Source organism: Micromonospora sp. C97, from assembly GCF_018070385.1.
Classification (GTDB): Bacteria; Actinomycetota; Actinomycetes; order Mycobacteriales; family Micromonosporaceae; genus Micromonospora; species Micromonospora parva.
Genome location: NZ_JAGPXU010000008.1, coordinates 130,934 through 155,130 on the forward strand (window position 1 = coordinate 130,934; position 24,197 = coordinate 155,130).

General features: G+C 69.9%; 17 protein-coding genes. 9 read left to right on the forward strand and 8 right to left on the reverse strand.

Going from position 1 to position 24,197, the window contains the following annotated elements:
- The first annotated feature begins 492 nt into the window (after positions 1–492).
- From KBX26_RS14175 to KBX26_RS14195, 5 genes are all read left to right on the forward strand, one after another.
- Positions 493–3,015: a bifunctional diguanylate cyclase/phosphodiesterase gene (locus tag KBX26_RS14175; protein WP_210865598.1), complete on the forward strand. Its 2,523-nt coding sequence runs from the start codon at positions 493–495 to the stop codon at positions 3,013–3,015.
- Positions 3,016–3,065: 50 nt separating this feature from the next.
- Positions 3,066–4,418 carry a glycosyltransferase family 87 protein gene (locus KBX26_RS14180; RefSeq protein WP_210865599.1) on the forward strand — a complete coding sequence of 451 codons (1,353 nt, stop codon included), beginning with the start codon at positions 3,066–3,068 and terminating at the stop codon, positions 4,416–4,418.
- A gap of 41 nt (positions 4,419–4,459) precedes the next feature.
- Positions 4,460–5,092: a phosphoribosyltransferase gene (locus KBX26_RS14185; RefSeq protein WP_030331797.1), complete on the forward strand. Its 633-nt coding sequence runs from the start codon at positions 4,460–4,462 to the stop codon at positions 5,090–5,092.
- Between the two features lie 22 nt (positions 5,093–5,114).
- A complete protein-coding gene (locus tag KBX26_RS14190) occupies positions 5,115–5,495 on the forward strand; it encodes a zf-TFIIB domain-containing protein (protein ID WP_030331799.1) in 381 nt (126 codons plus the stop codon).
- A 98-nt stretch (positions 5,496–5,593) separates the two neighbouring features.
- Entirely contained in the window at positions 5,594–6,271 is a 678-nt protein-coding gene (locus KBX26_RS14195; protein ID WP_030331801.1) for a maleylpyruvate isomerase N-terminal domain-containing protein, read from the forward strand.
- A gap of 186 nt (positions 6,272–6,457) precedes the next feature.
- Here KBX26_RS14195 and KBX26_RS14200 read toward each other — a convergent pair whose 3' ends face one another.
- Positions 6,458–10,540, reverse strand: coding sequence for a replicative DNA helicase (locus KBX26_RS14200; protein WP_247675867.1), 4,083 nt, complete (start codon positions 10,538–10,540; stop codon positions 6,458–6,460).
- A 414-nt stretch (positions 10,541–10,954) separates the two neighbouring features.
- On the opposite strand from KBX26_RS14200, the gene KBX26_RS14205 reads away from it, so the two are divergent.
- Positions 10,955–12,508 (forward strand): hypothetical protein, encoded by a 1,554-nt coding sequence (locus KBX26_RS14205; RefSeq protein ID WP_210865600.1) that lies wholly within the window; start codon positions 10,955–10,957, stop codon positions 12,506–12,508.
- A gap of 153 nt (positions 12,509–12,661) precedes the next feature.
- Here the strand turns inward: KBX26_RS14205 and rplI are convergent, their stop codons facing one another.
- From rplI to rpsF, 4 genes are all read right to left on the reverse strand, one after another.
- Positions 12,662–13,108, reverse strand: a complete 447-nt coding sequence (gene rplI, locus KBX26_RS14210; protein WP_030331806.1) for a 50S ribosomal protein L9 — start codon at positions 13,106–13,108, stop codon at positions 12,662–12,664.
- A gap of 14 nt (positions 13,109–13,122) precedes the next feature.
- Complete coding sequence (gene rpsR / locus KBX26_RS14215) at positions 13,123–13,362, reverse strand: 30S ribosomal protein S18 (RefSeq protein ID WP_013289355.1); 240 nt, start codon at positions 13,360–13,362, stop codon at positions 13,123–13,125.
- Between the two features lie 41 nt (positions 13,363–13,403).
- Positions 13,404–13,937: a single-stranded DNA-binding protein gene (locus KBX26_RS14220; RefSeq protein WP_030331808.1), complete on the reverse strand. Its 534-nt coding sequence runs from the start codon at positions 13,935–13,937 to the stop codon at positions 13,404–13,406.
- Positions 13,938–14,018: 81 nt separating this feature from the next.
- The gene (rpsF, locus tag KBX26_RS14225) at positions 14,019–14,309 is read right to left on the reverse strand and encodes a 30S ribosomal protein S6 (RefSeq protein ID WP_036411437.1); all 291 of its coding nucleotides are present in this window, start codon (positions 14,307–14,309) and stop codon (positions 14,019–14,021) included.
- Between the two features lie 628 nt (positions 14,310–14,937).
- On the opposite strand from rpsF, the gene KBX26_RS14230 reads away from it, so the two are divergent.
- Positions 14,938–15,729: a deoxyribonuclease IV gene (locus KBX26_RS14230; RefSeq protein ID WP_030331813.1), complete on the forward strand. Its 792-nt coding sequence runs from the start codon at positions 14,938–14,940 to the stop codon at positions 15,727–15,729.
- The gene (locus tag KBX26_RS14235) at positions 15,726–18,026 is read left to right on the forward strand and encodes a hypothetical protein (RefSeq protein WP_210865601.1); all 2,301 of its coding nucleotides are present in this window, start codon (positions 15,726–15,728) and stop codon (positions 18,024–18,026) included. The genes KBX26_RS14230 and KBX26_RS14235 overlap by 4 nt, the downstream gene beginning before the upstream one ends.
- Positions 18,027–18,157: 131 nt before the next feature.
- On the opposite strand, the gene KBX26_RS14240 is transcribed toward KBX26_RS14235, so the two are convergent.
- The 3 genes from KBX26_RS14240 to KBX26_RS14250 form a co-directional block, all read right to left on the reverse strand.
- Positions 18,158–19,666, reverse strand: coding sequence for a glycosyltransferase family 87 protein (locus KBX26_RS14240; RefSeq protein ID WP_210865602.1), 1,509 nt, complete (start codon positions 19,664–19,666; stop codon positions 18,158–18,160).
- A gap of 126 nt (positions 19,667–19,792) precedes the next feature.
- Positions 19,793–22,717: a transglycosylase domain-containing protein gene (locus KBX26_RS14245; RefSeq protein ID WP_030331819.1), complete on the reverse strand. Its 2,925-nt coding sequence runs from the start codon at positions 22,715–22,717 to the stop codon at positions 19,793–19,795.
- A 197-nt stretch (positions 22,718–22,914) separates the two neighbouring features.
- A complete protein-coding gene (locus KBX26_RS14250; RefSeq protein WP_030331821.1) occupies positions 22,915–23,364 on the reverse strand; it encodes a DUF5318 domain-containing protein in 450 nt (149 codons plus the stop codon).
- Positions 23,365–23,540: 176 nt separating this feature from the next.
- Between KBX26_RS14250 and KBX26_RS14255 the strand changes: the two genes are divergently transcribed.
- The gene (locus KBX26_RS14255; protein ID WP_196920348.1) at positions 23,541–24,179 is read left to right on the forward strand and encodes a PadR family transcriptional regulator; all 639 of its coding nucleotides are present in this window, start codon (positions 23,541–23,543) and stop codon (positions 24,177–24,179) included.
- The last annotated feature ends 18 nt before the right edge of the window (positions 24,180–24,197 follow it).

The following is a 24,197-nucleotide window of genomic DNA, read 5'->3' on the forward strand; positions in this document are numbered from 1 at the left end:
ACCCGGGCCGCACCTTGGGGCAGCGCCAGGGTCAGCCACGTTCACCGGTCAACGCTTGCGCCGACACTCGACGAGTGGAACTCCTGGCTGAAGCTGGTGAGCGGTTGGCCGAATCGGCGGATGAGTTGCGGCACCGGAGCACCCACACTGAGGGCGCGGTCTAATCGGTCGGCAGGGCTCACGACATTCCGCGACGGAGCGGATGCAGGAGGCGAACATCCCAGCGCTCTCCGCACCGGAACGCAAACAGAATGTCACTTATCAGTACGGGATTAACTAATGTTGAGGATAACGACATTTATCATCCCTAACTAGGGCCAACCCCATTTAAGCTCCATTCGTAGAGAGTCGGCGCCATCGGAGCCCGACAGCCGTACGAAGGAGAGGGTGGGTGAAATGCGCGGAAACGAGTGGGGCTGACATCGGTGCAGGACTTCTGCATCGTCCGGCGATATGGTGCTAGCACGACAGGCGAGGTAATCCAGGAGTTGCGTGGCCTCTTCACAACGACGCGATGACGGGACCGATCGACGGCTACGGCTGATCGTCGGTCTCCTCGTCGTTGCTGCCGCAGTCGTCACGTTCGCCTCCCTGAGGCTCACCTTCCCTGCGGTCGAGGCTCCGACACCAGACGGAGCAACCCTGGTAACGCTGACCGCCATGATCGCCCTGGGTGCGTTCGTCAAGACGCGCGTACGGGTCCGATCCGCGGTGCACCTCATCAGTTGGAGCGAGGCGGCCATCGTCATCGCGGCGGCGATCGCCCCCGTCCCGTGGGTTGCGCTCTGCACCTGCGTCGGGATCGCCATCGCCTCGGCCCGTCTACCACCGATCAAGCTGGCCTTCGGCGTCGGCAAGAACATCCTCGTCGCGGCCGGTGCGGGCCTAACCTTCGCCGTGCTCGACTGGACCTGGCCCGACATGCAGGCCCCGCAGTTGGTGGGGGTCCTGGCGCTCGCGTACCTCCTCGCGTCACTACTCGACGAGCTGCTGGCGATCCCCGTGATCGCGCTCGCCTCCGGCACCAAGATCTCGACCCAGTTCCGCAGCAACCTGGATCTTCGCCTGGCTGGTTACGCGGTCCGGTTCGTGGTGGCGGCACTGACCCTGCTCACCCTCCAGATGGACCCCCGGTTACTGCTCGCCGTCCCACCCCTGGTCCTGAGCCTGCACCTGGCCTACTCCGCGCGCATCCGCGGTCGCACCGAACAGCAGGCGTGGCAGCGGCTGGCCCGCACCACCGACGCGCTCAACGTGGTCGACCTGGACAACGTCCTCACCACCGCCGTCACCCAGGCCGCCGAGCTGTTCTCCGCCGACGAGGTCGAAATCGAGCTGCGCGACGGCGGCCGCACCGTACGCGGGGGCACCGGCGGCATCACCTTCGACGGCCCGACCGGCACCCCCACCGGCGTGGACGGCACCGTCGTCCCCGCGCCGCTGGAAGGCCACGACCGCACCGTCGACGTCGGCATGCTCCGACTGCGCTTCCGCGGCCCGGTGCGACTCTCCGAACGGGAGCAGTACACCCTGCGCACCTTCGCGTCCGCGCTCTGCACGGCCGTCCGCAACGCCCAGGCGTACGCCGAACTGGCCCGGGTGGCCGACGAGCACGCGTACGCGGCCTCACACGACGCGCTGACCGGCCTGGCCAACCGCCGACAACTCCTCGACGAGGGCACCGAGCAGTTGAGCACCCGACACGCCGACGGTGTGACCGCGCTGGTGCTGATCGACCTCAACCACTTCAAAGAGGTCAACGACACGCTCGGGCACGCCGCCGGTGACCAGGTGCTGGTGCAGGTGGCCGACCGGTTGCGCGGCGCGGCCCAGACGACCGACCTGGTGGCCCGCCTCGGCGGCGACGAGTTCGCCGTACTCCTGCGGGGTCTGCCGGCCCCGGCGGTGGCCGCGCACCGGGCCGAGACGCTGCTCGCCGCCCTGCACGAGCCGTTCGAACTGGACGGCATGCGCATCAGCGTCGAGGCCAGCGGCGGGATCTCCGGCGCCCCGTCCAACGGCGGCATGGCCGAGCTGCTACGCCGCGCCGACGTGGCCATGTACCAGGCCAAACGGGCCGGACAGCGGATCGCCACCTACGCCCCCACCCGGGACACCGCCGACCTCGGCCGCCTCACTCTCGGCGGTGACCTGCCCCGCGCGGTCGCCGACCACGAGTTCGTCGTCAACTTCCAACCGATCGTCGACCTGGGCACCGGCGAGGTGACCAGCGCGGAAGCTCTGGCCCGCTGGCACCATCCCGTCCACGGCCTGATCGACCCGCTGCGGTTCCTGGAGGCGGTGGAGCGTTCCGGCCTGCTGCCGGCGTTCGCCGAAGCGATCCTCGACCAGGCGCTGATCGCGGCGGTGAGTTGGCGCGACGCCGGCTTCGACGTACCGGTCGCTGTCAACGTGTCCCCGCGCAGCCTGCTCGACGCACGGTTCCCGGGCTCGGTGCTGGCCCGTCTGCGCGCCCACGACCTCCCACCGGACCGGTTGGTCCTGGAACTGACCGAGACGCTGACCCTCAGCCAACTCGACGTGGTCGACCGGGTACTCAGCCGGCTACGCGACGAGGGAGTCCGGTTGGCGTTGGACGACTTCGGCACCGGCTACTCCTCGCTGTCCCTGCTCTCCCGGATCCCCGTACACGAACTGAAGATCGACCGGAGCTTCGTGACGACGATGGAGAGTTCGGCGGAAGCCGCCGCCGTCATCCGTTCCACCCTCGACCTGGGACGCAGCCTCGACCTCGACGTGGTCGCCGAGGGAGTGGAGAGCGAACCGCAACGGCGAGCCCTCTGGGAGTTGGGCTGCGTCGCCGGCCAGGGCCACCTGTTCGCCCGACCAATGCCGTCCGGCACCCTGCTCGCGGCGATGCAACGCGGCTCCGGCGGCCGACCGGGCACCCTCGCCGCACCGCTGCACGACGCGGGGGCCGTGATCCGGCTGAACCAGAACCGCCGCCAGGCCGGCCGCTCCCGACCCGACCGCCTCCCCCACCTGCCCGCCTGAGCAGGCGACGGCCCGGAGCGCGGGCAGCCCGGTCTGCCAGACTGTCGCGCGTGATCGCCGACGACCCGACCGCCCGCCGCCGTCGCTGGCACTGGCGGACGCTCGACAACGCCGCCGGAGGGCTCGCCCTCGATCTCGGCCTCTACGCCGTCTCGGCCACCTTCGCCGCGATCACCGCGGTCACGTCGACCCTGCTGCCGCACCGCGCCTGGGGCGCTGTCGCCGCCGTCGGCTACCTGCTCGCCACGCTGACGGTCACCGCCCAACTGCTGCTGCGTCGACGATCCCCGACCTCCCGGCTGACCGGCCTGCCAGCCCGCTGGACGGTCACCGGTCTCGCCTGGGCCGCCACCACACTGCTGCCGCTGGCCTGGCAGAGCATCGACCGGGCCGGCGGACGCACCGACCGGGCCCAGGAGGAGGTGCTGGTAGTGGAACAGGCCGGCAACCGCCTCCTGGAACACGGCACCCCGTACCTCGGACCCGACGCCATCGCCGCCCTGCCACCCGGCGAGCAACTGATGGGCTACACCCCGTACCAACCCGGCATGGCGATGTTCGGCCTGCCCAGAGCGCTGCTCGACACCTGGTGGACCGACTCCCGGGTCTGGTTCGCGATAGGCACCGCGCTGGCCCTCGCCCTGGCCGTGGCCGCCCTCCGTGGCACACGAGCCACCGCCGGCCAGCCCACCACCACCGCCGCCACCCACCAGCGGGACGCCGCCCTGCTGCGCGGCGTGCAGGCCGCCACCGTCCTGCCCATCTGCGCCCTCACCCTCGCCACCGGCGGCGACGACCTACCCGTACTCGCGCTCTGCCTGCTGGCCCTCGCGTTCGCCGCCACCGACCGACCCGGCCGGGCCGGCCTCGCCGTCGGGCTCGCCGGCGCGCTGAAACTGTTCGCCTGGCCGGTCGCCCTGGTCCTGATCATCTGGGGCCTGACCCGCCGCGCCGGCACCCGCGTCGCCGCCGGCGCCATCGGCCTGCCCGTCGCCGCACTACTCCCGGCCCTGCTGGTGGACCGCGACGCCCTCACCGAGAACGTGCTGCGCTTCCCGCTCGGCCACGGGCTGGTCACCAGCCCCGCGCAGTCACCGTTCCCCGGCTACCTGATCGCCAGCACGCTACCCGCCGGCCGGCTCATCGCCGCCGCGCTGCTGGTCGCCGCCGGAGTGGCCATCGCCGTCCGGCTCGCCCGCCGCCCGCCCCGCACCGCCGTCGCCGCCACCCTCATCTGCGGGTACGGGCTGCTCGCCGCCATCGCCCTGATGCCCTCGACCCGCTTCGGCTACCTGCTGTATCCACTGGCGCTGCTGACCTGGGCACCCGCGCTGCACCGCCCGGCCCACACGCCGGCCACCCCGCTTCCCGACGTCCGGCCCGGTCGGAGCACTTCGGCGTAACTTCCGAGCGGAACGACCCGTCAGGGCGTAGACCTGAAGGCATGACGACGTACCGCGACCGGGCCGACGCCGGCCGGGTGCTCTCCGAACGGCTCAGCGCACTCATCGGCGAACCAGACGTCGTCGTCCTCGGCCTCGTGCGGGGCGGCGTACCTGTCGCCCGAGTCGTCGCCGAACGGCTCGGCGCGCCACTGGACGTGCTGGTCGTCCGCAAACTCGGCATGCCGTGGGCCCGGGAGGTCGCCTTCGGCGCACTCGGCCCGGGCGGCGTCCAGGTGCTCAACGACCTGGTGGCCGGCCGGCTCAGCAGCGACGACATCGCCCAGGTCAGCCGGCAGGAGCAGGCAGAGCTGGAACGCCGGGAACGGCTCTACCGGGGCGGGCGCGCACAGTTGGACCTCACCGGACGGACCGCGGTGATCGTCGACGACGGCCTCGCCACCGGCGCGACCGCCCGCGCCGCCGTCGAGGTCGCCCGCCAACTCGGGGCGCACCGGGTCGTGGTCGCGGTCCCGGTCGGCGCGCAGGAGGCGTACGAGCTGCTGACCGCCGAAGCGGACCAGGTCATCTGCGCCCAACGCCCACCCGACTTCGGCGCGGTGAGCGTCTACTACGACGACTTCCACGAGGTGTCCGACGAAGAAGTCACCGAGGCGCTCACAGCAACCGCTTAGGTGCACCAGGTACCGTCGGGAGATGAGCCTCACCTGTCCCAAGTGTCACGGAGAAATGCGCCAGTACGAGCGCAGCGGCGTCGTCATCGACCAGTGCGGGGAGTGCCGAGGCATCTTCCTGGACCGCGGCGAACTGGAGAAGCTGTTCGAAGCGGAGGCCAACTGGAGCCGCCAGCAGGCCGGTGGCGCGCCAGGTCAGCCCGCGCAGCAGCCGGCCGGCTACCCGCCGCCGCCCCCGCCTCCGGCGCACCAGCCCGGGTACGGCAACGTCCCGCCGCCGCCCCCGCCCGCCCACGGCTACCCGCCGCAGCCGGCCTACGGCCACCCGCAGCAGCACCACGGCTACCACGGCCACTACCGGCAGAAGAAGCGCAAGGGCTTCCTCGACGAGATGTTCGGCTGAGCCGAGGCAAGCCTTCGCCCGGGTCGATCCACGCGTCGGCCCGGGCACACCACCGGTGACCATTGGCGGGCGGCAGGCTTCATGCCAGGCTGAATCGCATGACCGCGATCCGACCGCACGAGGCGCTGGCCCAGGCGTACGACGGGATCACCGCGGTAGTCGACCGCCTGGACGACGCCGGCCTGCAACGAGCCACCCGCTGTCAGGGATGGCTCGTCGCCGACCTGCTCCTGCACGTGCTCGGCGACGCCCAACGGGCACTCGTCGCCCTGGCCAGCCCCGTCGACGGCCCCGCCGACGTCGACGACGTGAGCTACTGGCGGGACTTTCCCGGCGACGACGACACTTCCGCCCGGCACGCCTGGTGGGTCCGCCGATCGGCCGCCGCCTTCGACCGTCCGACCGGAATCGTCGACCTCTGGCGGGACACCGCCCCAGCCTCGGTCCGCGCCGCCGCGTCAGCCGCCCCTGACGGGTACGTGACCACACAGGGCCACGTGCTGCGGGTGCCGGATTTCCTCGCCACCCTGACCACCGAGGCCGCCATCCACCACCTGGACCTGACGCTGGAACTCCCCGACGCCCCGCCGCCCGGCCCACTTGCGGTACGCGTCGCGGTGGCGACCATGGACGGCCTGCTCAGCGACGACACGGTCAGACCCACCGCATGGGACGACCATGACTTCCTGCTGAAGGCCACCGGGCGGGTGCCGCTGACCGACCGGGACAGGCTGGAGCTGGGCGAGTCGGCGGGCTGGTTCCCGCTGCTCGGCTAGGGCCTGTTTCATAAGGGCGGTCGAGCCGAGGCGGAGTCCGGGCGGCGATCCGGCAAGGCGCGGTTTCGTCCGGATACCGGTGTCGTATCCGGACGAAACCGCAACGCCGCCGGTCGTCGTCCGGGCCCGCCGCAGGCCGGCCAGTCCTTATGAAACAGGCCCTAAGCCGTCGACGGTGCCGTGCGGTCAGCCGATGGCCATGTCGACGAAGCGGGACAGGTGCAGCTGGGCCGCGACGGTCACCGTGTCGGTGGGGCCATTCCGATGCTTGGCAACAATAAAATCCGCCTCCCCGGCCCGCGGCGACTCCTTGTCGTAGTAGTCGTCGCGGTGCAGCAGGATGACAACGTCGGCATCTTGCTCGATCGAGTTGTGGGTGGCGATGCCGTTGGCGATGAAGTTGTGCTTCCCGAGCACAGTCGCGTCGAACACTTCCTGCTCACCGAGCGACTCGATGGACACTATCGAGTCCCAGAAGATGTCGTTCGTCGCGTGCAGGTCGAGGTCGGCCGCGTCGAGGACGGTGGCGATCGCCGCCAGTCGGGAACGGCTGGGCGCGCGCTTCCAGAGGGCGCTGCCACAGAACTGGGTGCCGATGGCGGCGGCGAACTCACGGTGGGTCATCCCCTGCTCGACCAAGATCTCCTTCACCCTGGTCCACACCTCGCGCGGCACGGTGTCAACGTTGGTGTTGCTCTCCGTCGACTCCAGAGCAGCAAGCAGAGCGGCGCAGCCCTCCGAACGCTCCCCATGGACGCCAATCTCGCGCAGGAACCTCAACTGGTCGTCCCGACCGGAGATGTCGAGCGTGTACTGAGGGCGGTGTCCCACGACTGGTACGACCCGCAGCCGGGCTGTAATGCCGTACCTGAGGAGCAGTCGAGAGATGTCTTCGAGCATTCGTCGGCTCGTGGACGCGAAATAGACGCGCCCTCCGCGGCCGGTATTACTGACGGTCACCGAACCGTCAGTAGCCCAGAGGTGCCGCAGGAAGCTGGTGATCTGCTCCTTCGGCAGGCTGAAAACGCCAGCAGGGATGAATTTCTCGTGTGACCTCAGACCGAAGAGGCCCAGCTCGTCCAACCAAGCCGCGATCGGGTTGCGCCGACCGCGAGCCAGGCGGTACGGCGCTGGCAGGCGGAGGGTTGTGACCCTCGCGGCCGCGTAGTCGTCGCGGACGGCGGAAATCCCGAAGTGCTTCGCTGCTTCCGTCACGGCCTGCAGGTTCAGCTCATCACGACTTGCGTACCGGATGGGTTGGCGGCGCACGAACGAGCCGTCGCCCAACAGGTGAGCCAGCATGACCACCTCGGCATCGACCCACGGGCGGGTGACCATTGGAGGCGGTAGGTGTCGCGGCGTGGCGATGCGATCTCCGGGCGACAGCTCACCGAGCGGCACCCACCCGGTGAACGCGAGGAAGGGGTGGTTCGCTGTGGCATCGATCTGCTTGCCCGATGCGAGGGTCAGCCGGAACACCTCGCGGGTGCCGCTGGGGAAGACGTGGGTCATGGTGCGGGGCGTATAGCGAAGGCTCTCGTCCAACGCCCAGACCGGGATTTCTTTAGCGTTGCTTGACAACAACTCACCGAGCGTGATCTCGGTGTTGTCATCCGCTCGAACCACCCGGGTCTCCGCCGTGAGGCAGCCCGATTCCCGCAAGTCGGACAATTGGGGTCGCTTGTCGGTGCGCTGCTCGGGACCACGGTTCAGCTGACTGACCGCGATGACAGGGCACTCGACCTCCTTGGCCAGCAGCTTCAAGCCACGGGACAGGTCGGCGACCTCCTGCTGGCGACTCTCGGTGCGCTTCGGCGAGGTCATCAGCTGGAGATAGTCGACCACGATCATCTTGAGGTCGTGCCGCTGCTTGAGCCGCCGGGCCTTGGCCCGGATCTCCATCAGGTTCATGCTCGGCGTGTCGTCGACGAAGAGCGGCGCCTCGCTGATCTCGCCCATGCAGCGGGCCAGCTTGGTCCAGTCGTCGTCGGAGAGTTGGCCGCTGCGCAGCACGTGCAGCGGCACCCGCGCCTCGGCGGAGAGCAGCCGCATGACGATCTCGACCTTGCTCATTTCCAGCGAGAAGATGGCCGCAGCCTGGTTGGCGCGAATAGCTGCATTTCGGGCAAAGTCCATGCTGGCGGTGCTGTTGTGCGTAGGGATCATCGCCCGGCTGGCCAGGTACAGGTGCTCGTCGTTATCGACAGTCACGCACCGGACCGGAACGCTCGGGACCGGCCGGACGTCGACGATGAACCGCGAGGTCGTTCGAACATCGGAGGTGGTGCGGCGACGTTCGGCGTGCGCATCCTGCTTCCGCTTGAGCCGGAAGACGACATCCGGGGTGGAGAAGTTCAAGGTATATGCCGTTGACGACTCGGGGGTACGGCCGCGCACCGGCTTTGCGTTGACCGTGCAGCGGTAGCCGAGGCTGACGATCAGTTCGCGTACGTCATCAGCCAACTGCTTGGAGGTCGACGTGTACTGGAGGTTACCGGCGGGGGCCACGGTCCCATCGGTGTCCATCAGCCCGGCGAGCAACGCTCTGCGCTGAGCCTCGGAGGCCCGCAGGTATGTGACCGGGATGTGTTTGTTGGCAGCCACCCCGACCTGACGCAACAACCCGAGGAACGAGCCGTTCCGGTGACGGCAGTCAGCACACTTCCTGGTCGCCGGGTTCTCTCGCAACGCCCTGGTGGAAACGCCACAGTCCGCGCAGACACCGTTGCCCGGAGCAGCGGACGCGGGCCGTAGCAGGATGGTGTAGACCATTGGCCCGCTGGGCCGCACGACGAAGCCGTCCGCCTCGACGTGCGTGACCATCTCTGGATCTGCCGTGGTGAAGCGGCTGGCGTCGCTGTGCCCGTCACCGAGCCAGGCTCCCAACGTGTAGGGCGGGATCAGCAGTTCCCGATCCGGAAGTTGGATGGGAGCGCAGTTCCGTACGGCATGGTTGAGCCGCCGCGGGGTGGTGTCGGTACGCAGCGTGGCTGCGATTTGAGCGGTGGTGACGACGCCGTCGTGGTCGGCCCGGCTACCGGCCTTGACCTCCCGCTCGGCTCGTTGAAGAAGCGTGCTCAGAAGCGGACCGGCTGGGTAGCCCGGCGCAGTCCAGTTCTGTGGCTTGCCGCTGCGGACGATGGGACGGCTGATCCGGCCGACCGACCCCACCTCGCGGGCGACGGTGTGCAGGACATGCCGAAACTCCGGCCCAACCTGCTCAAGCGTGTCGAAGAGCGTGATCGGCTGGTTCCCCAGGAGGCTCAGCCGCTCGTGTGCCGCACGGACATTGGCCAGCGACGATTCGGGCCAGTACCGCCTCTGCCGCGCCGGTTCCTGCCGCCGGCTCGCCCGGGTGGTCGTCTTCCACAGATGCTCCGCGTCCGCCACGATCACGGTGCCGTCCGAGAACTCGACCTCGTAGCAGGGGCGGTCGTGCATCACGTCGAAAGCGTGCGTGACAGTGGTCGGGGAGCCGTCGGCAGCCAGTAGTTGGTCGCCCGCCTTGACCTCGCCCATCGTGGTCCAGCCGTCCGGGGTCGGCAGTGGGGTGTCGAGCGCGAGCGCCTTTCCCAGACCAGGTCGACCCGCCACGATAATCAACTGCCCAGCGTGCAGACCGTTGAGCAGCCGGTCCAGGTCGCTGAAGCCGGTGGGCACACCGGTCATCACACCGCCCTGCGCGCCCACCGCCTCGATCTCGTCAAGCGTCGGCTGCAACATGTCGGCCAGGACCGCGAAGTCCTCACTGACCCGGCGTTCGGTGACGTCGTAGACGGCCTGCTGAGCGAGGTCGACGACGTCGTCCACGTCGCGGCTGCCGCCGCTGGCGGTGCCGTAGCCCAGCTGCACGATCTTGGTGCCGGCCTCGACCAGTCGACGCAGCACCGCCCGCTCACTGACGATGCGGGCGTAGTACGCGGCGTTCGCGGCGGTGGGCACGCTGGCGATGAGCGTGTGCAGGTACGGCGCGCCGCCGATGCGTACGAGATCCCCCGAGTCGGCCAGCGCCGCCGCGACCGTGATCGAGTCGGCCGGCTCACCGCGCCCGTAGATCTCGAGGATGATGTCGAAGATGGTGGCGTGCACCGGCCGGTAGAAGTCGTTGGTCTTGAGGATCTCGACGACGTCGGCGATGGCGTCCTTGGAGAGCAGCATGCCGCCGAGGACGCACTGCTCGGCGGCGACGTCCTGGGGCGGGGTCTTGTCGAACTGGCCATCCCGCTGCGAAGGTGGCTGGCCTCCGCCGGAGCGTGGCTCTGCCCGCATGTCGTCGGTGACCGACACGGGTCCCCCCTCCACTGCGCCGGATCCAACCCCAGCTCTACCGCTGGGGTACGACACTTCTCGTCCGACCGGGCCGGTCGATCGGGGGCCATCGCCGGCGGTCGAGGGCCAACCATACGGACCCCGAGGTCAGAGACTCAACAACGCCGGTGGACGAGCCTCGGGACAACCTGTGGATCCCGGTGGACAGCATGTGCGCAGCGTGTGCACAGCCTGTGGAAAACCATTGGGGAATTCTCGGCCATAGCTCGCTGACCTGCGGGGACATGCTCCCCAGCCTGTGGAGGAGAATATTTCGGTCGGGCCTGTGACACGATCGTCCCGTACTATCTCCAGCGAACGGCTACACCTGGACAGCGGATTCCGCTTTCGGTTCAGAAGGGTCACACTCCGGCCGTGAATTACCGGGACTGGGGACGCGGCGATGGCAGCCCGCGCGAGCGCCAGCCAACCGCCTCGTGGCGTGAGCCCGCGGCGTCTGTTCCGGTTGATCCGTACGACGAGGACGGGCGCTACCGCACCTCCAGCCGGCGCCGTGCGTTGGACCGCGGCCAGGACGAGCCTGTCGACGCCTACCTGCCCCGGTGGGCGCTGGAGTCGGGGGTCCGGCACGCGGACGGCGGCGGTCGTCACGCGGCACCGGACGAGGACGATGACGAGCTCGACCCGCCGCCCTCCGGTGCGGGCCGGCGGTCCGCCGAGTCGGCGACTTCGCAGTGGCGGGGCGGCGACACGCGTCGGCGGGAGCAGCCGGCGATCGGCCCCGCGCCAGACTCGGACCACACCCGGGAGTGGACGCTCGACCGACCGCAGGATCAGGGGTACGCCGGCCGACGCCGGGCCGACGCCGGTGGGGACGAGCCGGTCTCCGGTGCGGTCTCGGACCGTCGTCCCCGCCGCGCGCCCGCCGGCCGTCCGCAGGTGATCTGGTCGGGCGGGGATGTCGAGTCCGCCCCGACCGAGCAGGTGCCGGACGAGGCGCCGAGCCGACCCAGCCGGCGTAGCCGTCGTGCGGCGGAGGAGTCCTGGACCCGTCCGGCGGCCGACCCGTGGGTGCGCGGATCGGACCGGGTGACGGAGCCTGAACCGTCGTACCCCCCGGCGGTGGACCCGTGGGACGCCTCGGGCGTGCACGCGTGGCCGCCTGCGGCGGGAGCGGACGGCGGGGACCTGAGCGGGCAGTGGTCGGCGGTGGAGAGCGTCGGTGGTTGGGAGCGGTCGGACCGCACCGGCCAGTGGGAGCGGTCCGCGATCGAGGATGACCAGTGGGACCGTACGCTGCCGCCGCGCTCGGATCGTTCGGTGGCGGCCGAGGGTTGGCCGAGCCGTGAGGACGGTTTCTGGTCTGGCACCCGGCTGGCCGACGACGACCCGCGGTGGATAGATCCTCCGACGTCTGCGCCACGGTCTCCGGTGGTGGGTTACACCGCTCCTCGACCGCGCAGCTCGCCTGCACCACGGGCCGGCGTGCCGGGCGCGGGTGCGCCCCGGCGTCGGGCGGACCGGCCGGCGGTGGGCTCGGCGTCGGTGCGCCAGCGCGTCGAGTCGGCGGCCACTGGTGCCTGGGCGCGGCGTCTGGAGGACGACCTGCTGGACCCGGACCCGGGCGGGTCGGTCCGGCCCCTGTTGTACACGGCGGCCTGTTACCTGGTGCCGGCGATGCTGATCTTCGTCTGGTTGTTGACGTTGGACAGCCAGGCACCGGCGGGTTGTGTGACAGACATCAGCGGGGGTGGGTGTGACTCGGCGCGGTCCCGCGCGTTGGAGTCACTGCTCGCCGGTTCGCCGCGCTTCGGTTTGGCGCTGGTGAGCAGTCTGGTGGTGGCGGCGCTGCTGCGTCGGGTCGGTACGACGTGGCGGTCGGCGACCATCGCGGTTGCCGCCGCGGTGGTGGGCGGCGGCCTTTCCACGGTGCTGATCAGCGCGGTGACGGGCCAGCCCATCGGGTGACCCGGCGGCCGGGCTGCGGGCCGGGCCGCGCTGGCGGTGTGCGGGCCGGGCCGCGCGGGCCATCCGGGTCCGGGCAGCGTCGGATCGGATGACGTACGCACGAGGGCCCGCACCGATTACTCGGTGCGGGCCCTCGTGGTGGTGTTGCGGACGTCAGCCCTGAACGACGTTCAGGTTGAACGACGCGGTCACCTCGGGGTGCAGCTTGATCTTCACCGGGTAGGTGCCGGTCGACTTGATGTGACCGGGCACCTCCAGCCGACGCCGGTCGAGGACCGGGCCGCTGGCCGCCTTGACGGCGTCGACGATCTCGGCCGGGGTGACCGAGCCGAAGAGCCGCCCGCCGTCGCCGGCGCGGACCTTCAGGTTGACCTTGAGACCCTCGAGCTGAGCCTTGACCTCGTTGGCGTGGTCGAGGTCGCGGATCTCGCGGGCCGAACGGGCCCGCTTGATGACCGTGACCTGCTTTTCCGCGCCCTTGGTCCAGGCGATCGCGAAGCCCTGCGGCAGCAGGTAGTTACGGCCGTAGCCGTTCTTGACCTCGACGATGTCGCCCGGGGCACCGAGGCCGGACACTTCCTGAGTCAGGATGATCTTCATATCGGTGCCTCCTCTCAGCGGGTGGTGGCCGTGTACGGCAGGAGCGCCATCTCACGGGCGTTCTTGACCGCGCGGGCGATCTGCCGCTGCTGCTGCGAGGTAACGCCGGTCACCCGTCGAGCGCGGATCTTGCCGCGGTCGGAGATGAACTTCCGCAGCAGCGCGGTGTCCTTGTAATCGATATAGGTGATCCCGTCCTTGTCGAGCGGGTTCACCTTCTTCTTCGGCTTGCGAAGTGCCGCAGCCTTGGCCATTGCACGTGCTCCTGGTTTGCGATCGCGGGCGCTCGGCGCCATTAGAACGGTGGCTCCTCGTCAAAATTGGCGCCCGAACCGGCACGCGCGGGAGAGGGAGCGGCCGAAGCCCAGGGGTCGTCGAAGTTGCCTCCGCCGCCACCCTGGTTGCCACCACCACCGCCACCGAAGCCGCCGCCACCGCCGCCGGAGCGGGACATCTTCTGCACCTTCGCCGTGGCGTAGCGCAGCGACGGGCCGATCTCGTCGACCTCGAGCTCGATGACGGTGCGCTTCTCACCCTCGCGGGTCTCGTACGACCGCTGACGCAGCCGGCCCGACACGATCACCCGAGCGCCACGCTGCAGCGACTCGGCGACGTGCTCGGCGGCCTGCCGCCACACGGTGCAAGCGAGGAACAGCGGCTCGCCGTCCTTCCACTCGTTCGACGCCTTGTCCATGAAACGGGGCGTCGAAGCGACTCGGAACTTGGCGACCGCAGCCCCGGAGGGGGTGAACCGCAACTCGGGGTCATCGGTCAGATTGCCGATGACCGTGATGGTGGTGTCTCCTGCCATGACCATCTCCTCGCGCACTCAGCGTCTCGTCGTACAGGCTCCCAGAGCCCTACGACAGAGTCGCGGAGGCTGATCCGGACGAACCGGGGGTTTGAAGGCTTAGCGCATTTCCGGTCGGAGGACCTTGGTGCGCAGCACGGACTCGTTGAGTCGCAGCTGACGGTCCAGCTCGGCGACCGCAGCAGGCGTGGCCTGCAGGTCGACGACGGCGTAGATGCCCTCTGCCTTTTTGTTGATCTCGTACGCGAGGCGCCGGCGGCCCCACACGTCGGTCTTCTCAACCGAGCCACCCGCGGTCCGAATCACGTTCAGGTACGTGTCGAGCGACGGGGCGACGGTGCGTTCCTCGAGGCTGGGGTCGAGGATCACCATGATCTCGTAATGACGCAAGACGTGCTCACCTCCTGTGGGCTAAGCGGCCACGGTCCTTCCGTGGCAGGAGGTCTTGTGTCGTGGTCCGCACGCGCCGAGGGAACCCGGCCGGACGCGGACAACCTGACCAGGATACCCGGTCCCAACGATCATGCCCGGGGTGGTCGGGCCGGCACCCGGACATGCCGACGGGGGCCCACCGTCCGACCGTCAATCGGCCGGTGGTGGACCCCCGTCTACGAGGCCGCGGGGCGTCCGGTCCGCATTCCTTGGGTGGGACCTGGGGAGGAACGACCACACCGATGAGGTTGGACCGAAGACGCCCCGCGGAGCTTTATCGTGTTGTTATCTGACGATACAACAGCACTCGTACCTTGTCGGGGGAAAAAGCACAATTTTCCGAGATCGTCGTCGCTCGGTGGCCGCTGTGCGATGGGGTCGCCCCCGCTGCGCCGGGCCGCGCAGCGGGGGTGACCTCGCTGTCGGCCGGCGACCGCCGATCACCGGGTGCGGCGCTCGCGCCACAGGCGGCACCGGAATGCTGGTCGCCGGTTCACACCCATCAACGATCGTCGGTCCGCCCGGTGACGCGACACCGCCCCGGCCGTCGCCCCGGCTGTCGGGGTCGCGACGTAGGCTCGCTCGCATGCGTATCGGAGCCCACGTCGACTCGACCGACCCGCTGGCGGAGGCGGCCGCCCGGTCCGCCGACACCGTGCAGTTCTTCCTCTCCGACCCACAGGGTTGGAAGGCACCCAAGCCGCGCGAAGACGCCGAGCGGCTGCGCGCCGCCGAGGTCGACCTGTACGTGCACGCGCCGTACGTCATCAACGTGGCCACGCTCAACAACCGCATCCGGATCCCGAGCCGAAAGCTGCTGCTCGGGCACGCCACCGCGGCCGCCGCGATCGGCGCCAAGGGCCTGATCGTCCACGGTGGGCACGTCAACGCGGGCGACGACCTGGCCGTCGGCTTCGACAACTGGCGCAAGACCTTCGCGTACGCGGCAGACTCCGGCGGCTTCGGCGTGCCGGTCCTGATCGAGAACACCGCCGGCGGCGACAACGCCTGCGCCCGACGGCTGGACGCGCTCGCCCGACTCTGGGACGCCATCGGTGACCACGAGGTCGGCTTCTGCCTGGACACCTGCCACGCGTACGCCGGCGGCGAGGAGCTGCTCGGCCTGGTCGACCGGGTAAAGGCGATCACCGGGCGGATCGACCTGGTGCACGCCAACAACTCCAAGGGTGCGTTCAACTCCGGCCAGGACCGACACGACAACCTCGGCGGCGGGACTATCGACCCGGAGCTGGTGGTGGCGGTGATCCGGGCGGCCGGCGCGCCGGTGGTCGTCGAGACACCGGGCGGCGTGGCCGGCCAGGCCGCCGACATCGACTTTCTGCGTGAGCAACTCGGAGCGGAGAGCCCGGCGGCATGACGAGCGGACAGCCCCGGACCGGCAACACCCCGCCCACCCCAACCGGCGCGGACACCGAGAGCCGACCCGCCACCACGGCCGCGCCGGGCACGCCCACCCAGCCGGCTCGCCCCTCCGACCCGGCTCGTACCTCCGACAACGCCGCCACCGAGACCACCGCGGGCTCGCCGCCGGACGTCGGTGCAGGCAGTGGAGCCGCCCCGAGTGGCGACCCCGAGGCCGCCCCCGCGACGAGCGGTCCCGCCAGCGACACGGCCCGGCGCGGCGACACGAAGGCCGCCACCAAGCAGGACGCCGCCCAGGGCGGCAGCACCACCAGCGCCAGCACCGCCAAGGACAGCACCACGACCAAGGACACCGGCGCGACCAAGGACAGCACCAGCACCAAGGACAGCACTGCCGCCAAGGACAGCGGCGCGACCAAGGACACCGGCGCGACCAAGGGCGGTGACGCGGGCAAGGGCGCGAAGGGTGACGACGCCGACGGTCCGGACAAGGCCGACGGCGAGGCGAAGCCCGTCGGCCCGGAGCGTTGGGAGGCGTTCGCCTCCGCGCCGGAGCCACGGCCCTCCATCTTCACTAGGGCCGGCCGCGCCGTCGGTCGGTTCCTGATCCACGAGTGGACCCTGGCCACCCTCGCCGCCACGGCACTGGCCGTGCTGATGACCTGGCCGACGCTGCGCTATCCGCGCTACACCCTCCCGCAGGACTACTGGGACCCCAGCCTGCAGGCCTGGCAGATGGCCTGGTCCGGGCACATCCTGCTGGCCGACCCGGCGCGCCTGTGGCAGTCCAACACGTTCTTCCCCGAGCTGTGGAGCTTCGCGTTCTCCGACACCCTGCTCGGGTACGCCCCGGCCGGCATGCTCGGCAGCGGTCCCGAGGACGCCATCCTGCGCTACAACATCATGTTCGTGTTGGCGCACGCGCTCGCCACGCTCGGGGCGTACGCGTTGGCCCGACAGCTCGGGGCCGGCCGGATCGGTGCCGCCGTCGCCGGTGTGAGTTACACCTACGCGCCGTGGCTGCTGGCCCAGGCCGGGCACCTGCACGTGCTCTCCAACGGGGGCATCCCGCTGGCACTGGCGATGTTGGCGCGCGGGCACGGTTGGTCCCTCCGACACGGTTACCGGCCGGAGCGACGGCATGACGGCTGGGTCTACGCCGGTTGGCTGGTGGCGGCGTGGCAGCTCAGCCTCGGCTTCGGCATCGGGTTGCCGTTCGCGTACTTCCTGGCCGGCACGGTGCTGGTCGCTGCCGTCCTCTTCTTCGCGCGGCGGCTGCGCACCAGGCAGGCCGTTCCGTTCGGTCGCCGGCTGTTCACCGCCGATCTGCTCGGCGGGGTGTTGTTCGCCGGTATCGGCCTGTTGATGGCGTTCCCGTTCTACAAGGTGACCGAGCTGCACCCGTACGCCGAGCGCACCATCGCCGACATCAGCATCTTCTCGCCGCCGGCGTCGGGCTTCGTGACGGCGCCCGCGGAGTCGCGGATCTGGGGTGGGCTGCACGAGGGGGCCCGGGCGGCACTGCCGTGGCACCCGGAGATGACCCTCCTGCCGGGCTTCGTGCTCTACGCGCTCGCCGCGGGTGGGTTGTTCTTCTCGGTCTGGCGGCTGCGGCAGCGACTGCTGCTGCTGGTCGGGGTGCTGGTGACGATGGCCTTCGCGATGGGCACCCGCTTCTTCGACGGCACCTTCACCTACGTGCCACTCTTCGAGCACCTGCCGGGCTGGAGCGGGTTGCGTACCCCTGGGCGGTTGATGCTCTGGACCACGTTGTTGCTCGCCCTGCTCGCGGCGGGCGCGGTCACCGCGCTCACCGACCGGGTCCGCGAGTTGACCGCGCAACGGATCCCGTCCTGGCCGGGGCCGTGGCTGCGGATGGCCACCCTGCTGCCGCTGCTGCTGGTCACCGTCGAGGGCCTGAACACCACCCCGCATCCGGTGGTGCCGACCCAGCCGGCGGCGATGCGTTCGGCGGAAGGGCCGATGCTGGTGCTGCCCAGCAATCAGAGCCTGGACCAGCACGTGATGCTCTGGTCGACCAGCGGGTTCCCCGACGTGGTCAACGGTGGTAGCGGCTTCACGCCGCGCCAGCTCGACGACGTCCGTCGGGTGAGCCAGTCGTTCCCGGACCAGACGAGCGTCGACTACCTGCGCACGCTCGGCGTCCGCACTGTGGTGCTGCTGCGCGACCAGGTCGCCGGCACACCGTGGGAGATCACCATTGACGCCCCGGTCGAGTCGCTCGGCATCAGCCGGCAGGAGGTCGGGGACGCGGTCGTCTATCGGCTCTGAAGCTCTTCATGGGCGGGGTTTGCGGGGGGATCCCGCCCGGCTCCGGGCGGTCAGGCTTGATCCCTGCGCCGGGCGGGCTCCCCCGCAAACCCTGACGTGGTTCCGGCCGTAGTAGACCTTGGGGCTCTGGGTCAGGTGGTTGGGACGGGCTCGGGTTGCGGTTCGCTGCTCGTCTCTCTGCGGCGCCACCGGTCTATCCAGGGCGCGTCTGGTGCGCCGTCGAGAACGCCGCCGTCCGGGTCGTCCGGGTAGGTGGCCCGCACCGCGTCCTGCTCGGGGTGCAGGATCTCCCGCACCACAAACCCGCAGAGCACCACCACAGTGGCCAGCCGCAACGTCGAGGCCAGCACGAACACACCCTCCGGGAAGACCGGACGGCTGGTCGCCGCGCCGAGCAGTTCGCCGTAGAAGGCGACGAAGTAGCAGACCTCGGCGATCTGCCAGGCCAGGAACGCGCCCCACTTCGGCCGGGCCAGCACCACCAGCGGGAGCAGCCAGAGGACGAACTGCTGCGACCAGACCTTGCTGAAGATGAGGAACGCCGCCACCACCAGGAAGCCGAGCTGAGCCAGCCGCGGTCGACGTGGTGCCCGCAGCGCCAGCACGGCCACGCCGAGGCAGGCCAACCCGAACAGCGCGTACGACAGGGTGTTGAGGGTGGGGATGTTGGCGTTCAGCCACTCGAACGGACCGAGCTGGGCGGGGTCGTTGCCGACCTTGCCGTCCAGGTAGCGCCCGATGTACCAGAGCGTGCCCCAGTCGATCGGCCGGGTGGTGTTCAGCTCGAAGAACCGGTCCCAGTTCTCCGGGTACGCCCGGGCGGCCGGCAGGTTCACCAGCACCACGGCGGCGACCGCCGTACCGATGGCGGTGAGCGCGGCGCGGACCCGGTCGGCCCGTAGCGCCAGGATGAGGATCGGCCCGAGCAGGAACAGCGGCCAGAGTTTCGCGGCGCCGGCCAGCCCGAGCAGTACGCCGGCCACCGCCGGTCGTTTCCGGGCCCAGGCCAGCAGGCCGAAGGCGGCCAACCCGATGGCGAGCAGGTCCCAGTTGACGGTGGCGGTGAGCACCAGCGCCGGGGCCAGTGCGAACAGCGCCGCGTCCCAGGGTCGTCGGCGGCGCAGTGCCAGGATCACCGCCACCGTGGCCACCGCGAGCGCGCCCAGCACCAGCGCGTTGAGGTTGTAGAACCACTGCCCCTGGTTGATGCTCGGGTCGCCGTCACCGATCGCGTGCACCGGCAGGCCCAGTGCCCCCATGAAGTAGCCGGTCAGCACCGGGTACTCCACCGGGTGGTCACGGTAGGGCACCTTGCCCTCGTTGAGACCTTCGGCGTAGTAGAGGGCGAGGACGTCGGTGTAGCAGAACCGGGTGTACTGGACGTTGTTCTGCCAGGCGCCGTCCTGACACGGCGACTTCTGCACCCAGTGCAGCGCGAGCGTCAGGCAGGTCAGGGCCAGCACGATCCGGACGGCGGTCCAGAAGCGGCGCTCCCGACCGGCTGGCCGGTTCAGCGCGGTCGCGTGGTCGCCCAGTGGGCCGCCGATCGCGGCGGAGATGCCGCGGACGAACCCATCGGAGCGGGACGGGTGGTCGATGGTTCCGGCTTCGTCGATACCGGGCGTCGACTGGGTGCTCATGAAGAGGCATCCTGCCGTACGACAGGGGTGCCCGTCCCGTCCCGGCGCGGAGTTCCGGGTACGAAAACGCCGCCGCCGGCCGGGACAGGTCGTCCGGCCGGCGGCGGCGTCGTGCGCTGGTGTGGGTCAGTCCCGGTTGGGTGGCAGGCTGGGTAACAGGCCACCGCCGGCGCCACCGGGATTGCCCCCGGGGTTGCCGCCCCCGCCGGGTGTACCGCCGCCCCCGGGGTTGCCGCCCCCGCCGGGGTTACCACCGCCCCCGGGGTTGTTGTTGCAGAACAGGTCGATCAGCGGGTTACACGGCTGGTTGGGTTGATTCGACGGCGGCGGCGGTGGGGGCGGAGGCGGAGGCGCTTCGCCGTTTCCGGAGTCCGGATCGCCGACGTTCGCCGCCGGCGGGAAGTCGAGCTTCGGTTTGCCCTTCAGCGCCTCGTTCATGAACCGCTCCCAGATGTCGCCCGGGAGGTTTCCACCACTGACCTTGCGGCCGTCCTTGAGGATGAGTGGCTTGCGGTCCCGCACGTTGCCCACCCACACCGCGGTGGCCAGCTGTGGCGTGTAACCGATCATCCAGGCGTCGCCGTTGTCCTCGCTGCCGCCCTTGAGTTCCCAGGTGCCGGTCTTGGAGGCCGCCTTGCGACCGTCATCGAGCCGATGGTTGACAGCGGCCGGGTAGTCCTTCAGCACTGACGTCACGTCGTCCACGACGCTCTTGTCGATTCTGCGCTTCGAGTCGAGCTTCTCGCTGTAGACCTTGTCCCACTTACCGGTGTTCGGGTTCTGCTTCTCGACCGAGTAGAGGAAGTGGGCCTTGTTGTAGACGCCGCCGTTGGCGAAGGTGGCGACGCCGTTGGCGTGGTCCAGCACGGTGATCGGGTACTGGCCGTAGCCGACCACGTTGAAGAACGGCTCCGGCGTGACGTCCTTCGCGTCGGTCTTGGTCAGGTCGTAGGCCTTCGCCGGGTTGGTGTCAGTACGCCACATGGTGGTGACACCGGCCTGCTTGGCCATGTCGACGACCTTGTCCGCGCCGATCTCCTCGGTGACGTAGTAGAACGGCACGTTGAGGGACTTCAGCGTGGACACCCTGAGGGTGCAGGAGTTGCCGCAGGAGGGGTTGTCGGTGCCGGCGTTGCTGACCTTGAAGGTGCCTGTCGGCTTGAAAGCCTTGCCCTTCCACCGGGACTCGAGTGACTTCTTCTCCTTGAGCGCCGCCGCCAGGGTGTAGATCTTGAAGCTTGATCCGGGGGAGTGACCGCCACTGATCGCCCCGGTGGAGTCGGTGTTCTTGCCGGCATAGTCGGTGCCGGTGCCGTTGTCACCGCCGTAGTACGCGACGACCCGACCGTTGGTGGGGTCGATCGCCACCACCGCGGCCATGATGTTGCTCCGCTCACCGGCCAACTCGGAGCCCTTGGACTTGCGCTGGGCCGTCTCGACCGCCGCGGCCTGCATCTTGGTGTCCACCGTGGTGCGGATCCGGTAGCCGCCGGCCATCAGCGCCTGGGAGCACAGCGGCTTGGCGTCGGTCACCTCCGCGTCCTTCTCGACGCAGATGCCCCTGTCCCGCATCTCCTGGCGGACGTAGTTGATGACGTTGCCGTACGGGGTGTCGACGCCGAAGTCGACGCCGATGCCGCCCTTCTTCGGGGCCTTGATGCTCTTCATCGGGTACTCGGTAGGCCGCGGCTCCTTGCCGGGCACACCGAGCCAGCCCTCCTTGACCATGCCGTCGATCACGTAGTTCCAGCGGTCCTGGGCGTCGGTCGGGTTGATCGCCGGGTCGTACCCCTGGTGGGTGGAGCTGGGTTCCGGTTGCTTGATCAGGGCTGCGAGCACCGCGCCCTCGGCCGGCTTGAGGTCCTTCACCGACTTACCGAAGTAGGTCTGCGACGCCGCCTCGATGCCGTACGCGCCCCGGCCGAAGTAGATCACGTTGAGGTAGTGCTGCATGATCTGCGGCTTCGTGTACTCGTCGTTGAGCTTGGAGGCGAGGATCGCCTCCTTCACCTTCCGGGCGTACGTGTCGTCCTTCAGGTTGTCGTAGGCGTTACGCGCGTACTGCTGGGTGATGGTGGAGGCACCCTGCTTGTCGCCGCCGGAGAGGTTGTTCCAGCCGGCACGGGCGATGCCCTTGTAGTCCACACCGGAGTGCCGGTAGAAGTTCCGGTCCTCGGCGGCGGCCACCGCGTCCTGCACGTACTGCGGAATCTGGTCGATGGTGACCAGGGTGCGGTTCTGATCCCCCACCTTGGCGATGATCGTCTTGTTGTCGAAGGCGTACAGCGTGGTCGCCTGCGGCGGGGTGATCTCGTCCGGGAGCACCACGTTCGTCGAGTAGTAGGTGAACCCGACCACGCCGATGCCGGCGAGCATGATGAAGACGGCGAACCCGGCGATCAGCAGGTTCATCCGCTTGCGCTTCTTGGCCCGCGCCGCGGCACCCGGGTCACCCGGACCACGACCGCCCCGACCGGGACCGCCCGGGCCTCCCGGCCCATTGGGCCCGCCCGGCCCACCGGAGACCGGTGAGACGCTCGCCCGAGCGACCGCCGCACGACCGCCGACCGACGCGGAGCCGACGCTGGCCCGGCCCGCCGAGGCGGTGCCGACCGAGGCGGCCCCGACGGCCGCGGCGCCGACCGCCGCCCGTCCTGCCGGTGCGCCCGGCGCCGGGGAGACGGGCACCGAGGCCCGACCGGCGCCAGCGCGACCGGTGGCGGCCACACCCGGTGCCGGCGATACCGGCACCGAGGCCCGTCCGGCCCGGCCCGGCGATGCCGAACCCACCGAGGCGGATCCGGCGGCCGCGCCGCCACGCGGCGGCACCGAGGCGGAGCCGCCAACCGTGGCGCGACCACCGGCAGCCCGTGGTGTCACCGAGGCCCGGCCTGGGGTTGCCGTGCCTCGGTCGGAGGCTGACCAGCCGCTCCCGCCGGAGTCACCGCCGGGTCTGCGGTACGCGTCGTCCGCGCCCGGTCCGGGGTCACCGTCGGGACCCGAGTGCTGGGTCCGTCCGCGCGCAGAACTGGGATCGCCGTACGAGTTCATTCCTCACACCCTGCCGGTCGCGGTGGGGCGCTGCTGCGCCGCCACCGGGTTGCCGTGAGTTGCTTCACCCGGGGCGCCGGCACGGGGGTGCCGGCCGACCGGGGTCATTGCCGTATCAATCGGGCCAATCGGACCACCATCCAGTCGACCGTCCCGGGTTACGTCTGCGGCCCCGGGGCCGGTACAACCAGCTGAGATCACCGTTGCGCCTCTCGCCTCCGCCGGCCGGCGCCTTCGGCGCCCGCCGCGTCCTGCTCGCCGGTGCCGTCGCTGTCGGCGGCCAGACCGTCCCGGCCGAGCAGGTACTGCTCGACGAGATGGTTCCAGTCACAACCGAGGCACACCTCCACCACGAAGACCTGGAACTCACGCAGCGTCATCGCCAGCACTGGCAACTCGGCAAGTGTCCGGGCCTGCCCGGCGGACTGCTTGAGTTCGTCACCGTAAATGTAGTGGACGAGGGTCAGGTTTTCGCTGCGGCAGATCGGGCAGCGCCGGTCGGTCGGCTCACCATGGAACCGAGCGGCGTTCTTCAGGTACGGCGATGCGTCGCAGACGTCGTACGTGCCGACTCGGCCGGCCAGGAGCTCACGCAGCACCGCTCGCTTCTGAAGCGAGTAGTCGACGACCTGGCGCTGCGTACGCATGCGGAGAAGGGTACGCGGTCCGGCCCGAGCAGGCGACCGCGCTCACATTCCGTGACGACGACATCTCGGAACGGGGGTTTGCCCCGACCCCCGCGACCCGCTAACGTGCGATGTATCGGTCCGATACATCGCGGCGGTTATCACTCCACGCCGGAGGGTAAAGAGAGGGTGGCCCCGTGCTCGAGTTCGCCATCCTCGGCCTCCTGCAGGAGTCTCCGATGCACGGCTATGAGCTGCGCAAGGAGCTGACCGCCAAACTCGGCGCGATCCGGGCGGCGATCAGCTACGGCTCGCTCTACCCCACGCTACGCAGGCTGCAGGCGGCGGGATGGATCACCGAAGCTGCTGAGACGCCCGCCACTGCCGAGGAGGTTCCCGCGCTGACCAGCCGACGAGGTCGGGTGGTCTACAAAATCACCGCGGAAGGCAAGGAACGCTTCGCCCAGCTGATCGCACAGGCCGGGCCCGAGACGTACGACGACACGGGCTTCGGGGTGCACTTCGCGTTCTTCGCCCGGACCGACCAGGCGACCCGACTGCGCATCCTGGAGGGTCGCCGCCGCAAGATCGAGGAGCGTCGCGAAGGGCTTCGTGACGTGCTGGGCCGGGCGGCCGAGCGCCTCGACGCTTACACGCTGGAACTGCAGCGCCACGGTCTTGATGCCTGTGAGCGCGAGGTCCGCTGGCTGGAGGAGCTCATCGCCAACGAGCGCTCCGGCCGAGCCCCGACGGTCCCGAACACCGGGACAGCCGGCGGCCGACGAGAAGACAACAGCCCGCCTCCGCCTGGAGAGACCAGGAATGAGCGGCCGTGACAGAAAAGAAGGAGGCAG

Bases quoted from the DNA above. Each gene is read 5' to 3' on its own strand.
- KBX26_RS14185 (WP_030331797.1), top strand. From the start codon at position 4,460: ATGACGACGTACCGCGACCGGGCCGACGCCGGCCGGGTGCTCTCCGAA.
- rpsR (WP_013289355.1), bottom strand. From the start codon at position 13,362: ATGGCCAAGGCTGCGGCACTTCGCAAGCCGAAGAAGAAGGTGAACCCG.
- KBX26_RS14250 (WP_030331821.1), bottom strand. From the start codon at position 23,364: ATGCGTACGCAGCGCCAGGTCGTCGACTACTCGCTTCAGAAGCGAGCG.
- rplI (WP_030331806.1), bottom strand. From the start codon at position 13,108: ATGAAGATCATCCTGACTCAGGAAGTGTCCGGCCTCGGTGCCCCGGGC.
- KBX26_RS14190 (WP_030331799.1), top strand. From the start codon at position 5,115: ATGAGCCTCACCTGTCCCAAGTGTCACGGAGAAATGCGCCAGTACGAG.
- KBX26_RS14230 (WP_030331813.1), top strand. From the start codon at position 14,938: ATGCGTATCGGAGCCCACGTCGACTCGACCGACCCGCTGGCGGAGGCG.
- KBX26_RS14245 (WP_030331819.1), bottom strand. From the start codon at position 22,717: ATGAACTCGTACGGCGATCCCAGTTCTGCGCGCGGACGGACCCAGCAC.
- KBX26_RS14200 (WP_247675867.1), bottom strand. From the start codon at position 10,540: ATGCGGGCAGAGCCACGCTCCGGCGGAGGCCAGCCACCTTCGCAGCGG.
- KBX26_RS14195 (WP_030331801.1), top strand. From the start codon at position 5,594: ATGACCGCGATCCGACCGCACGAGGCGCTGGCCCAGGCGTACGACGGG.
- KBX26_RS14240 (WP_210865602.1), bottom strand. From the start codon at position 19,666: ATGAGCACCCAGTCGACGCCCGGTATCGACGAAGCCGGAACCATCGAC.
- KBX26_RS14235 (WP_210865601.1), top strand. From the start codon at position 15,726: ATGACGAGCGGACAGCCCCGGACCGGCAACACCCCGCCCACCCCAACC.